We start from the raw sequence: 11,852 nt of genomic DNA, 5'->3' as shown, positions 1-11,852 counted from the left end.
ACGCACCATCCATCCGGGCCCCGCCACCCCCTCCCACTTGGGGACGGCTTTACTCGAACCGGGATGTGTCCCCTGCTCCCTTCCGTACGATCTCGACCTCACCGGACGAGAAGTCGATCACCGTCGTCGGCTCGGTGCCGCAGTCCCCGGAGTCGACCACCGCGTCCAGCACATGATCGAGCCGGTCCTTGATCTCCCAGCCCTGGGTCATCGGTTCGTCCTCGTCCGGCAGCAGCAGCGTGCTCGACAGCAGCGGCTCCCCGAGCTCGGAGAGCAGCGCCTGGGTGACGACGTGGTCGGGGATGCGCACGCCCACCGTCTTCTTCTTCGGATGCTGGAGCATGCGCGGCACCTCCTTCGTCGCGGGCAGGATGAACGTGTAGCTGCCGGGCGTCGACGCCTTGATCGCGCGGAACACGTCGTTGTCGATGTGGACGAACTGTCCGAGCTGCGCGAAGTCCTGGCAGACGAGGGTGAAATGGTGCCGGTCGTCCAGGCGGCGAATGGTCCGGATCCGGTCGATGCCGTCACGGCTGCCCAGCCGGCAGCCCAGCGCATAGCAGGAGTCCGTCGGATACGCGATCAGCGCACCGGCGCGGACGCTGTCGGCGACCTGGGCAATGGTGCGCGGCTGAGGATTGTCGGGGTGCACATCGAAGTACTTCGCCATTGGACGAGCCTATGCCCTGGACGCCCGACGACTGCGCAGGCCGGGGCGGGCGGGACCCGGGAGCACGGCGTCGCGGGCACATAAATCGCTGGTGAGCGCGATAGGACCGGCAGCAGAATGACTGCGGCTCAGGCGGTGGAGGGGGTACGCGAGGTGGGTGCGCTGTCGACGGCGTACGACGAACAGGTGCGCGGCCATGTCCCGCCGTACCCGCCCGTCGGAACCGTCCTCGCCCAGGACGGCCCGGTCCTCCGCGTCCACCACGACACCCACGCGACCGTCCGGCACGCACCCCTGCCGCGCACGACCGCCCCGTCAGAGGTGGCCGCCCTGATCCGCCGGCAGCAGGAGGCGTGCGCCGAGCGGAACGAGCCGGTCCAGTGGCGGACTTACGGCCATGACGAGGTGTCACCGGATGCGGCCCTGCTCATGGCCGGGTTCCGCCCCGGCCCAGAGCGGTCTCTGTTGATCGCCGGTCTGTCGAGCCTGAGAGCCGAGAGGAAGCCGCCGCGCAGGCACCGGGTGCGAGGGCTGAACCACGGCGACCACCGGACGCGCGAGGTCGCGGCCATGGCCGCGTCCGGGGGACCGTACCGCAAGGCCTACGCCGAACTCCGGGCCGATCATGGGGGGTTGTACCACCGGACCCACGTCCAGCTGCTGGAGTCGGAGGCGCGGCTGATCGGCGTGGGCTGGGCCGAGCACCTGGAGGGCACCGGCTTCCTCGCGATCCAGGGGATGACGGGGCCGCACCCCGAGTTCCTGCCCCAGTGGGGGCGATGGGCGACCGGCTCGCTGCCCTCGAAGGACATCACGCACGTCGTCGCCGAGACCGCGGACGACCGGCTGAAGACGGCGCTGATCGAGGCGGGGTTCGAGGAGGTGTCGAGCGTACGGACGTACCGCTGGGGCCCGCCGGGATCCACCCCGGCCACCACGCGCCCGGTGCGGGTGCTGCTCGACGAGCCCGAGTACGACGGCCTTCTGCACGCCTTCAAGGAGAGGTTCTCCTTCAGGCCCAGCGTCTCCTACTACCCGGGCATCGAGGAGCCGGAGGCGTCCGTCACCTGGCACGTGGGCGACATCAGCGACACCGCCGGCCGACTGCTGACCGCGCTCCCGGACGACCACCCGGTCCGGCTCGTGCAGGCCATCGCCGAACGCGGCCTGCGCGCATGCGCCCGCCCCGGCGAGCCGTTGTACTCGGCCGACTGGAACCACCAGGGCTACGTCTTCGACCCCACCCGCGTCGGCGGACCCGGCCGACCGGGCTGGCCCGGGGTCGTCTGCCGGGAGGGTGACTACCACAAGTACCTCAGCGCGGACCTGCGCCTGGGCACCTTCTGGCACCCGTGGGAGGAATCCCTCTGCGTCTTCGGCGCCGACCTGCTCACCGAGGTCGAGGCGGACCTCACCGCCGCACTGGGCACCGTCATGCGCCGGGGCGGCCGCAACACCGGCAACGTCTGGACGTTCGAGTCGGTGTCCGGCCGGCCCACCTTCACGGACTCGTGAGGTAACGTCCCCGACCGGTACGTCGTGGAACAGTGCAGGACGAGGTGAAGGCCGACGTGGCTGGCAGGGAGGACGGGAGCCGTCAGGCAGCGGTGAGGGGCGCCGACGGCTCGGCGTGGGCGGAGGAGTTGCTGGAGCATCTGCGGCCGAACGGACGGGACGTCCGCCAGGTCGTCGCCTGGCTCGCGGACGCCGTGCGGGGCGTCGCCTCGCTCCAGGACGACACCGGCAGGCACCTCGCCGGCACCCGGCAGCCGCTGGACGACCAGCTCGTCGAGGCCGTGGCCGCCGGCCGCATCGCCTCCGCCGCCTGGGAAGGCCAGGACCGTCATCTGCGGCTGGTCAGAGTGACGTATCCGAACCCGTCGGCGGCGGGTGTCCTCGCCGTCTCGCGCGAGACCCCCTTCGACCGCCGTGCCGCCGATATCGTCACGCACACCGTCCAGGTCATCGAACTCCTGCTCAGGGCGGGCGAGACGACCGCCGCCGGACTCCGGCTCGAACAGGCCACGTCCGATCTGCGGCTGGCGATCCTTCAGCTGCTGATGGTGGAGGACACCGTCTCGGCGCGCCGCGTCGCCGCGGGGCTGTGGCCCGGCCTGCTGGACACGGACACCGCGTCCGTCCACGTCGTCGAGGGCACGGTCGAGGAGCGCGACCGGCTCGCCGACGAATGCATCGACGTGACCGGTGAGCGGGCGCTGGTCGTGCTCTGTCCGGCGGTCGACGAGCATGTGATCGTCGTGACGCCCGGCGAGGCCGAGGCCCGGGAACTGCGGTCACTGATCGGCCCGCGCCCCCGCACCTTCCTAGGCGGCAGCGCCCGGCATAGCCTGGCCCGCACCGCCACCGCGTACGGACAGGCCGTGAGCGCCCTCGCCGTCGCGCACTTCCGCCCGGACAAGGCCGCGGTCTACGCCGAGCGCACCCACCCCGAGCGCCTCATCGACCCGGCGGCCCTGCGCGACTGGACCGACCGGCTGCTGCGCCCGCTCGACACCCTGCCGCACCACACCCGCGCCGAACTGCTCGCCACCACCCGGCTGGGCCTGGAGTTCACCGCCGTCAACGCGGCCAAGGTCCTCGGCGTCAGCCGCAACACCGTCCGCGCCCGGATGGAACGGGTGGAGTCCCTGCTGCGCACGGACTTCGCCGACCTGACCGCCCGCGCCGTGGTCCACCTCGCGCTCAACATCCAGGTGAGCCTGCCGGACGCGCCGGCCGGCACCGGCACCGAGGAAGCGGCCTCCACCTCGCTGTGCGACCTGCTGTCCGGGCTCGCCATGCGCACCTGGGCGCAGGACCTCCTCGGCCACCTGGACCGGGACGCCCGGGATTTGCGTCGCACCCTGCGGACCTGGATCATCGCGGGCGGAAACGCCGAACGGACGGCGCAGACCCTCGGCGTGCACGCCCAGACCGTCCGCGAGCACGTCCGCAGCGCGGAGCCCGTCCTCGAACGCCAGCTGCTGGCCGGCGGCACCGACCTCTATGAGGTCGTCCTGGCCCATCTCGCGCTGGGCGACCTCGAGCAGCCCGCCCTGCACGGGGCGAAACCGGGCCTTTAGGACTCACCTGTGCACGGGTGAGTCCTGCCGGCGGCACAGTGGGCATCGATGCGATACCCAATGTCTGGGTCGCAGACGTAAGTTCGACTTTCCGCGGGGGCTCGACCGGAACGGGGGACCGGTCGCGTCCCCGCGCCCCGAACGCGTCACCCCCGCAGCCGCACCGGTATCTCCTGCCAGCCGAACGCGATGAACGACGGCACCTGACGCAGCTCGTCCACCCCGACGGTCAGCTCCAGATCGGGGAAGCGGTCGAAGAGCGCGGGCAGCACCGTCAGGGCCTCGACGCGGGCCAGCGGCGCGCCGATGCACCGGTGCACCCCGATCCCGAAGGCCAGATGGTCGTCGGCCCCGCGCGAGGCGTCGAAGGCGTCCGCGTCCGGGCCGTAGTGCGCGGGGTCCACCCCGGCGGCGGCGAACGTCGTGATGATCGCGTCGCCCGCCGCGATGGTCACGTCCCCGATCTCGATGTCGCTGACCGCGAACCGCAGAGGCAGCGCCGCGATCGACGGGTGCACCCGCAGCGTCTCGTCGATCACCGCGTCCCAGCCGATCTTCCCGGACCGTACGGCGGCCAGCTGCTCGGGATGGGTCAGCAGGGCGACGACCGCGTTGCCGATGAGATTGACCGTCGTCTCGAACCCGGCGCCGATGACCAGCAGCAGCGTGTACAACAGCTCCTCGTCGCTGAGCCGGTCGCCGTCCTCGTCGCGCACCCTGATCAGTTCGGTCGTCAGATCGTCCCCGGGATGCTCACTGCGGTGGGCGATCAGCGCGGGCAGCACTGTACCGATCTGCTGCTGCACGAACGCGGCGTGCTCCGGGCTCGGGTCGGAGGTGTCCATGATCGCCGCGACGAGGTTTCCGGTCGCCTCCCGCAACTCGTCGGGGACACCGAAGAGTTCGCAGATCATCTGCATCGGCAGAGGATGGGCGAGCCCGGCCTTGAGATCGACCTCCGCGCCGCCCTTGTCGAGGGTGTCGAGCAGCTCGGCGGTGATCGCCTCCACACGCGCTCGCATCGACTCCGTGCGCCGCTGGGTGAAGCTCGGCGCGACCAGCTTGCGCAGCCGGGTGTGGTCGGTGCCGTACGTGGAGAGCATGTTGACCACGCCGACCCAGCCCAGGATCCAGCCCCAGGAGGGGTGTTCGCCGATCTCGGGCCACAGCCGCCAGTGCCGCCGGGGATCCTTGCTGACCCGGGGGTCGAGGATGAGTTCCTTGAGCGTGTCGTATCCCGTGGGCGCCCACGCGGGGATGCCGCCGGGCAGCTCCACGGGCACGATCGGGCCGAGCGCGCGCAGCCGGGCGCTCTCGGCGGGGATGTCGGCGCCGAACGGGTCGATGGCGAAGCGGTCGATACGGTCGGTCACGGTCACTGCGGAACTCCAGGATGGTCGGGGGAGCGAGGGCTGAACCGGACGGGCAGCGAGGTCAGCGAGCGATGGAAGGGGCCGGGCCGCCAGGTCAGGCGCGCCCGCGGCAGCACCGGCTCCAGGTCGGGCAGCCACTGGGTGAGCCGCTCGATCGCCTCGGTGGCGATGAGCAGCGTGTGCTGCCGGACCGGGCAGGCGTGCGGGCCCGCCGACCAGGACAGGTGCGAGGCGTCCCGGGGGTGCCGGCCGCCGGCGTCGTCCCGTTCGGCGAAGTGCGCGATCGCCCCGTAGGAGACGACCACCGGTACCGCGGCTCTGAGCCACGTGCCGTGGAAGGACACCGGCCTGCGCGCGTAGTGGATGCCGTAGTTGGCCAGCGGTGTCTCATGGTGGAGCACCTCCACCACCGCGTCCGTCACCGGGCGGGCGCCGCTGGTGAGGGTGGAGTAGTAGCGCGCGTCGCCGAGGATGCGGGACAGCGCGTTCGACACCAGGTTCGCCGTCGGCTCGTGCCCGGCGCCGAGGGTGAGGAACACCTGCCAGGTGACCTCCTCGGGGGTGAGTCCGGCGGGGTGGTCAAGGAGCCGGCTCGGCAGGTCGTCGCCCCGCAGCTGCGACTTGGCCGCGATCAGTTCCAGTACGTAGCCGCCGAACTCGGCCTCGCCCTCGGCCGCTTCGGCGCCGCCCTCCATCAGCTTGCCCAGCGCGGTGTTCAGCCGGTCGCTCTGGCTGTCGGGCATCCCGAAGAGGCTGTTGAACACCAGCGCCATCAGCGGCCGGGTGAACTCGGCCACCAGATCGGCCTCGCCCTTCGGCCCGAACCGGCCCACCAGCACCCGCACCGCCCGGTGCACCCGGGCCCGCAGGTCATGCGGTTCGATCCGGTCGAAGGTGTCGATCAGCGTGGTGCGGTACCGGACATGGGCCGCGCCGTCGGCGAACAGCGTGTTCGGCCGCCAGCGCATCATGCCGAGGACCGGCGAGTCGTCGGCGACCGTGGCCTCCCACGGGCGCGGGTCGTGCGAGAACGTGTCCGTGTCGTGCAGCAGATCCAGCGCAGCCCGCCGCTCGGTGACGACATACGCGGGCACGCCGGGCGCCAACTCGGCCCAGCCGACCGGGCCCTGGGCGCGCAGGTCGTCGTAGTAGCGGTACGGATCCAGTGCGAAGCCGTCCTCCCACAGCCGCACGGGCGCCGAGCGGGAGAAGGCCTGCCGGTCGGGGGAGTGGGTGGTCACCGGGCCTCCGGGGCGTGGAGTTCGATCAGGTGCTGGACCAGCGCGAGCAGCGCGTCGACGGACGAGTCCGAGTCCCGCGCGTCACACGTCACCATCGGCGTGCCCGCCGCCAGGTCCAGGGCGGCGCGCAGCTGTTCCTCGGTGTGGTGCCGGGGCGCGTCCGGGAAGGCGTTGAGGGCGACGGCGTACGGCAGCCCCGACTCCTCCACCAGCCCCAGCACATCGAACGACGCGTCGATCCGACGGCTGTCGACCAGTACGAGCGCACCCAGCGCGCCGTACGCGATGTCGTCCCAGAGCGCCCGGAACCGTTCCTGCCCGGGTGTGCCGAACAGATACAGCACGACCCCGCCGGGCAGGCTGATCCGGCCGAAGTCGACGGCGACGGTGGTCGTCGACTTGTCCCGCACCCCGGCCAGATCGTCCAGTGGCGCGGACGCCTCGCTGATCGGCTCCTCGGTGTGCAGCGGGCGGATCTCGGAGACGGAACCGATCAGGGTCGTCTTGCCCACGCCGAAGGGACCGGCGACCAGGATCTTGACCAGGTCGCGGGCGGTGTCGGGCAGGTGGACGTCCCCGGACGGGCCCGGGGGAGCGCTAGGTGTGCTTGAGGGCGCGAAGGCCATCGGCCACTCTCTCCAGCAGGTCGGGGGCGAAGCGTTCGGCGGGCGGGATCGGCGGGCGGGCCGACGCCAGGTCCCGGTCGATGAGTTCGCCAGCCAGAACGCGCACGGCGGAGACCGGCAACCGCAGCAGCGCGGCGGCCTCCACGACCGTCAGCGAACCGCCGTCCAGGGCGTCCAGCAGGGCGAGTTGAGCGGCGGGCAGTCCGGTGGGCGGGGGCGTACCGGTGCTCCTGAGCACCGACAGCCGTTCCAGCTGGGGCCGGCTGGAACGGGCCACGCCGCCGGTCGACAGATAGGCGGGAACCAGGGGGCGGCCGGCACGGCGCCCGGTCATGCCGACGCGCCGCCGTCGGCACCTCGGGGCGCGGCGGCCATCGCCTTCTCACCCAGCCGCGCCACCTGCGAGTGCACCCGGTGCGCCAGCAGATCCAGGCGCACCTCCTCGTCCCCGTAGGCGGCCACACAGGTGCCGTGGTCCGTCGGCACGATCAGCACGTACCCGTGGTCCGACTCGATGACGACCTGCCGCACCTCGGCGCCCTCCCGGTCGGCGAACGCCGCCGCAGCCGTGCGGCACGCCCCCTGCACGGTGCCGGTGATCGCGGCCACCCGCTCCGCCGTGGGCCGGGTGAGCGTGTCCGTGTACCCGGTCACCAGACCGTCCCGGGTGAGCAGTACGGCGGCGACCACGTGCGGCACCTGCACGATCGGATCGAGCACCCATGCAGTGTCCCCCGCATCGCGGCTGGTCATCGGGCCGTTCCCCCTTCGTGGTCGTGGTCGTGGTCGTGGTCGTGGTCGTGGTCGTGGTCGGCTTGATCCGGGTCGTCTGCCGTGGGCTCACCGGCCGCTGACCGGGCCGCCGCGGTACCGGCCTGCAGCGCGCCGAGTGCCGCGGCGGCCTGCTCCGGGCGGCGCACCGCGGGCCGGGGTTCCGGCGTGTCACCGGACGGCGCGGTCACCTGCGTGCGGCGCCGGCGCTGCGGCAGGCCGCCGGTGTCTCGTGGCGCGTGGTGCCCGGATACGGTGCCGGAGGCGTCGTCGGCATGGTCGGACCCGTATCCGTGCGAGGTGCCGGACACCTCGGATCGGGAGGCTGCGGATGCCCCGTTCGCGGAGGCTGCGGAAGCCCCGCTTCCGGAGGCAACGGATGTCTCGCGCCCTGAAGCGGCGGAATCCTCGTCCCGGGAGGCCGGGCGCGTGGAGCGCGGTGCGCTGGCCGCGGGCGGTCGCTCGTCGGGGTCGATACGGCTGAGCAGGTGGCTGTCGACCCGCAGCACCGCCCGCACCCCGCCGTACGGCGAGGGCGAGGACAGATCGACGCCCAGATCGAACTGCCGGGTGAGCTGCCCGATCGCGGCGAGGCCCATACGCGGCGGATCGCCCAGCTCGGTCAGCAGAATCGGGTCGGAACCCGCCACCAAGCGCTGTGCGCGGGCGCGTTCCTCCTGGGTCATGCCCAGGCCCGCGTCGTCGATCGTGACACAGACGCCGTGATGGACGTGCTCCAGGTTGACCACGACGTCGGTGTCCGGCGCGGAGTGCCGCAGGGCGTTGTCGACGAGCTCGGCGACGATGATCGCGACGGGCTCCACGGCGTGGGACACCAGCGCGGTGCCCGCGCTGAGGTGGTTGTGGATCCGGACCCGGTGGTAGCCCACGAGCCGGGCCTGGCCGCCGGTCACCGCGTCCACCAGGTGCGACTCCTCGCGGGCGAGCCCCACCCAGGCCCCGCACACCACGGCGGCGACCTGTGCCCGCCGCAGGGACTGCTCGTTCTCGTGGTCCAGTTGGAACAGTGTCTGGGCCAACTCGGGCTCGTCGTACTTCTGTTGAAGACCGCGCAGCGCGTCCTGGAGGCGGTACAGGGCCGCCTGGATCTCACGTGTCGCTCCGCGCATGCCGGCCTGCGCGGCCGCGTCGATCCGCGTGCGCTGCCCGGCCAGCTCGGTGCGCAGCCCGGTCAGGACGTGCTCCAGGGCCGGGCCCAGCGGTGACGCCTCGGTCTGCGGATGCAGCGGACCGGGCACGGGGACATGCGGATGGGCGAGTTGCTGGGCGGTGGCCGGGACACGCTGAGTCGCCAGATGCTCGATCTCGGCCGTGAACGCGTCGACCGCGCCGTCGAGTTGACTACGCAACGCGGCGATCTCGGCGCGGCGGCGCGCCAGTTGGCGCTGTGCGCGCAGCAGCCCGCCGCCCAAGGCGAGAGCGGACACCATGCCGACGGCGAGACCGCCGGTGGCCAGGTCCGGTAGTTCGATCATCGAGTCGGTTTCCAGAGGTCGGTTCCGGGCAGTCGGGCAGGGCTGGTTCCGAGGGCCGTCGGGCGAGCCGCTCGCAGCACAGTACACACCGTCATCGATCGATCTCGCACGGTCCGCGGATACTTCGCTTCGAAAGTGAAGGGACTCTGCTCACTTCTGCGAGGACTGTCTGAATTGCCGTACGACGAGGCCGAGTTGGCGTCGATCAGGGGGTTCACGGGTTCCGGGCCGGGTGCGGGAATGGCCGCCCCCGCGTCGTGTACCAGGTCGGGCGCCGGGTACTCGGGCGAGGTCAGGAACGAGAGCGCTGGGAGGAGGCCCGTATGACCAGTGGCACGGAGACCGGCGGCGTCACCGGTACCCAGGACAAGGGCCCGTTCCGCAAGGCCCAGGCCGACAGTCGCAAGGGTGCCGAAATGGGCAAGGCGCTCCTCGCCAGCGACTGGGCGGCGGCTGAGAGACAGCCGAGCGGCAGCTGAAGCAAGCCCGTTCCCACGGCCCGGAGACCGAGAACGCCGAACGTGTCGGGGCTTTCGCCTGTCCGCAGGCGTGCTGGAGGCTCGAAGTGCCGTGGAGGAGACCCCCGCTTCGCCAACCGGCTTTGTACACGTAGGGTTTACATGCGTTCGGCTCGTCGAACCGGGCACTGTTGCTATGGTGCTACTCATCGGTAGCAAGCCGAACGGGGGGATGTCGGGGGTCGGCACATCGGTGCCGTGACGCCTCGGCGGGTCGTCGCCACGGAGGTCGGGCAAGGGGGCCCGACCGACCGGGACGCCCGCGCGTATTCAGCACCTCACCCTCGAACTCCAGTTCGTCATCCATCGATGCAGACAGGTGAGACTCACCACATGGTTCGTTCCCTGGTCGATCTGCTGTTCCAGCACGCCGCCCATCACCCCGACCGAACCGCCTACCGCTACCTCGCCACCGGCGACTGCGACGGTGAGATCCAGGAGATCTCCTACGGCCGTCTCGCCGACCGGTCCCGGGCCGTCGCCGCCTGGCTCCAGGAGCGCGGCCTCGCCGGGTCCCGCGCCATGCTGCTGTACCCGCCCGGCCTGGAGTTCATCAGCGCCTACCTCGGCTGTCTCGCGGCCGGAGTCGTCGCCGTACCGGGTGTCCCGCCGCAGGGCCGCGCGCAGAACCACCGCGCCCTGACCCGGATGAAGCGGCTGATCGCCGATGCCGACGCCAAAGTGATCCTGGGCGGCCGCGAGGTGATCGCGGCCCTGGCAGACCAGGCGGAGCACCTGCCCGAGCTCGCCGACCTCACCCGCGTCGCCACCCAGGACGTCCCCGACGAGGCCGCCGCCTCCTGGCGCGAGCCCGACCTCACCGCCGACTCGGTCGCCTTCCTCCAATACACCTCAGGCTCCACCTCGGCCCCGCGCGGCGTGATGGTCACCCACGGGAACCTGCTCGACAACGAGCGGGTCATCACCGAACGCATGGGCCACACACCGGACGTCATGGCCGAGTACGGCCACGAGATGTTCGTCAGCTGGCTGCCCGTGTACCACGACATGGGCCTCATAGGACCCGTCCTCAACACGGTCCACCTCGGCGCCACCGCCACCTTCTTCTCGCCGCTGCACTTCCTCCAGCGGCCCGAGCGCTGGCTGACCGCGATCAGCCACTACCGCCCGCACACCAGCGGCGGCCCCAACTTCGCGTACGAGCTCTGCCTCAAGCACGCCACCCCCGGGCTCCTCGACGGACTCGACCTCAGCAGCTGGAAGGTCGCCTTCAACGGCGCCGAACCGGTACGCGCCGCCACCCTGCGACGCTTCACCGACACCTTCGCCCCGGCCGGCTTCCGCAGCGAGGCGCTCTACCCCTGCTACGGCCTCGCCGAGGCCACCCTGATGGTCACCGGCAGCACGGTCCACACCCCGCCCACGCTGCTCCAGGCACCCGAAACCGGCCCGCACGCCGGACAGGCCGACGCCGCGGCGGTGAGCTCCGGCCGCCCCGGCCCCGATGTCACCGTCGCCATCGCCGACCCCGAACGGCACGAGGAACTGCCCGAGGGCGAAACCGGCGAGATCTGGGTGCGCGGCGCGAGCGTCGCCAAGGGCTACTGGCGCAACGCCCTCGCCACCCGCGAGACCTTCCGCGCCACCCTGGCCGGTCACGAGGGCCGCTTCCTGCGCACCGGTGACCTCGGATTCCTCAGCGACGGCGAACTGTTCGTCACCGGCCGCCTGAAGGACCTCATCGTCATCGACGGACGCAATCACTACCCGCAGGACCTGGAACTCACCGCCGAGATGGCCCACCCGGAGCTGCGCCCCGGCTGCACCGCCGCGTTCTCCGTCGAGGGGGACCACGGTGGAGCGGGCGGCGAACAGCCCGTCGTCGTCGCCGAGATCGCCCCGGACGCCGCGTCCGAGGCGGAGAAGATCATCGACGTCATCCGCAGCGGCATCGGCGACGCCCACGGCCTGTCCGTGCGCGACGTCGTCCTGGTCCGGCCCGGCACCATCCCCAAGACGTCCAGCGGCAAGATCCAGCGCCGCGCCACCCGGGCCGCCTATCTGGACGGCACCCTCGCCGTCGTCACCGAGCCCTCCCTGAGCTGACTCCGCC

At 71.7% G+C, this 11,852-nt stretch carries 11 protein-coding genes; 4 read left to right on the top strand and 7 right to left on the bottom strand.

Annotation, left to right across the window (positions count from 1 at the left end; translation table 11 throughout):
- Positions 1-49: 49 nt before the first annotated feature.
- The gene (locus ACFQ6S_RS08510; RefSeq protein WP_383405131.1) at positions 50-670 is read right to left on the bottom strand and encodes an L-threonylcarbamoyladenylate synthase; all 621 of its coding nucleotides are present in this window, start codon (positions 668-670) and stop codon (positions 50-52) included.
- Positions 671-787: 117 nt separating this feature from the next.
- Between ACFQ6S_RS08510 and ACFQ6S_RS08505 the strand changes: the two genes are divergently transcribed.
- Positions 788-2,185 carry a DUF2716 domain-containing protein gene (locus tag ACFQ6S_RS08505; RefSeq protein ID WP_383405129.1) on the top strand — a complete coding sequence of 466 codons (1,398 nt, stop codon included), beginning with the start codon at positions 788-790 and terminating at the stop codon, positions 2,183-2,185.
- A gap of 56 nt (positions 2,186-2,241) precedes the next feature.
- Positions 2,242-3,753, top strand: coding sequence for a helix-turn-helix domain-containing protein (locus tag ACFQ6S_RS08500; protein WP_383405128.1), 1,512 nt, complete (start codon positions 2,242-2,244; stop codon positions 3,751-3,753).
- A 146-nt stretch (positions 3,754-3,899) separates the two neighbouring features.
- Here the strand turns inward: ACFQ6S_RS08500 and ACFQ6S_RS08495 are convergent, their stop codons facing one another.
- From ACFQ6S_RS08495 to ACFQ6S_RS08470, 6 genes are read right to left on the bottom strand one after another with little or no spacing between them, the layout of a single operon-like run.
- Complete coding sequence (locus ACFQ6S_RS08495) at positions 3,900-5,132, bottom strand: cytochrome P450 (protein WP_383405126.1); 1,233 nt, start codon at positions 5,130-5,132, stop codon at positions 3,900-3,902.
- The gene (locus ACFQ6S_RS08490) at positions 5,129-6,367 is read right to left on the bottom strand and encodes a cytochrome P450 (RefSeq protein ID WP_383405124.1); all 1,239 of its coding nucleotides are present in this window, start codon (positions 6,365-6,367) and stop codon (positions 5,129-5,131) included. The genes ACFQ6S_RS08495 and ACFQ6S_RS08490 overlap by 4 nt, the downstream gene beginning before the upstream one ends.
- A complete protein-coding gene (locus ACFQ6S_RS08485; protein WP_383405122.1) occupies positions 6,364-6,993 on the bottom strand; it encodes an ATP/GTP-binding protein in 630 nt (209 codons plus the stop codon). The genes ACFQ6S_RS08490 and ACFQ6S_RS08485 overlap by 4 nt, the downstream gene beginning before the upstream one ends.
- Positions 6,965-7,327 carry a DUF742 domain-containing protein gene (locus tag ACFQ6S_RS08480; RefSeq protein ID WP_383405120.1) on the bottom strand — a complete coding sequence of 121 codons (363 nt, stop codon included), beginning with the start codon at positions 7,325-7,327 and terminating at the stop codon, positions 6,965-6,967. The genes ACFQ6S_RS08485 and ACFQ6S_RS08480 overlap by 29 nt, the downstream gene beginning before the upstream one ends.
- Entirely contained in the window at positions 7,324-7,746 is a 423-nt protein-coding gene (locus ACFQ6S_RS08475) for a roadblock/LC7 domain-containing protein (protein ID WP_383405118.1), read from the bottom strand. Before ACFQ6S_RS08475 ends, ACFQ6S_RS08480 begins: the two co-directional genes overlap by 4 nt.
- Positions 7,743-9,260, bottom strand: a complete 1,518-nt coding sequence (locus ACFQ6S_RS08470; RefSeq protein ID WP_383405116.1) for an ATP-binding protein — start codon at positions 9,258-9,260, stop codon at positions 7,743-7,745. The genes ACFQ6S_RS08475 and ACFQ6S_RS08470 overlap by 4 nt, the downstream gene beginning before the upstream one ends.
- A gap of 323 nt (positions 9,261-9,583) precedes the next feature.
- On the opposite strand from ACFQ6S_RS08470, the gene ACFQ6S_RS08465 reads away from it, so the two are divergent.
- Both ACFQ6S_RS08465 and ACFQ6S_RS08460 read left to right on the top strand, forming a co-directional pair.
- Positions 9,584-9,739: a hypothetical protein gene (locus ACFQ6S_RS08465; RefSeq protein ID WP_383405114.1), complete on the top strand. Its 156-nt coding sequence runs from the start codon at positions 9,584-9,586 to the stop codon at positions 9,737-9,739.
- Between the two features lie 372 nt (positions 9,740-10,111).
- Positions 10,112-11,845, top strand: a complete 1,734-nt coding sequence (locus ACFQ6S_RS08460; RefSeq protein WP_383405112.1) for a fatty acyl-AMP ligase — start codon at positions 10,112-10,114, stop codon at positions 11,843-11,845.
- Positions 11,846-11,852 lie beyond the last annotated feature (7 nt).

Origin of the sequence: Streptomyces sp. NPDC056479, from assembly GCF_042795335.1 — a bacterium.
Classification (GTDB): domain Bacteria; phylum Actinomycetota; class Actinomycetes; order Streptomycetales; family Streptomycetaceae; genus Streptomyces.
The sequence above is the reverse complement of the archived record's forward strand: the minus strand, read 5'-3'. Positions and strand labels throughout refer to the sequence as shown.

Bases quoted from the DNA above. Each gene is read 5' to 3' on its own strand.
- ACFQ6S_RS08505 (WP_383405129.1), top strand. From the start codon at position 788: ATGACTGCGGCTCAGGCGGTGGAGGGGGTACGCGAGGTGGGTGCGCTG.
- ACFQ6S_RS08465 (WP_383405114.1), top strand. From the start codon at position 9,584: ATGACCAGTGGCACGGAGACCGGCGGCGTCACCGGTACCCAGGACAAG.
- ACFQ6S_RS08475 (WP_383405118.1), bottom strand. From the start codon at position 7,746: ATGACCAGCCGCGATGCGGGGGACACTGCATGGGTGCTCGATCCGATC.
- ACFQ6S_RS08510 (WP_383405131.1), bottom strand. From the start codon at position 670: ATGGCGAAGTACTTCGATGTGCACCCCGACAATCCTCAGCCGCGCACC.
- ACFQ6S_RS08480 (WP_383405120.1), bottom strand. From the start codon at position 7,327: ATGACCGGGCGCCGTGCCGGCCGCCCCCTGGTTCCCGCCTATCTGTCG.
- ACFQ6S_RS08470 (WP_383405116.1), bottom strand. From the start codon at position 9,260: ATGATCGAACTACCGGACCTGGCCACCGGCGGTCTCGCCGTCGGCATG.
- ACFQ6S_RS08460 (WP_383405112.1), top strand. From the start codon at position 10,112: ATGGTTCGTTCCCTGGTCGATCTGCTGTTCCAGCACGCCGCCCATCAC.
- ACFQ6S_RS08485 (WP_383405122.1), bottom strand. From the start codon at position 6,993: ATGGCCTTCGCGCCCTCAAGCACACCTAGCGCTCCCCCGGGCCCGTCC.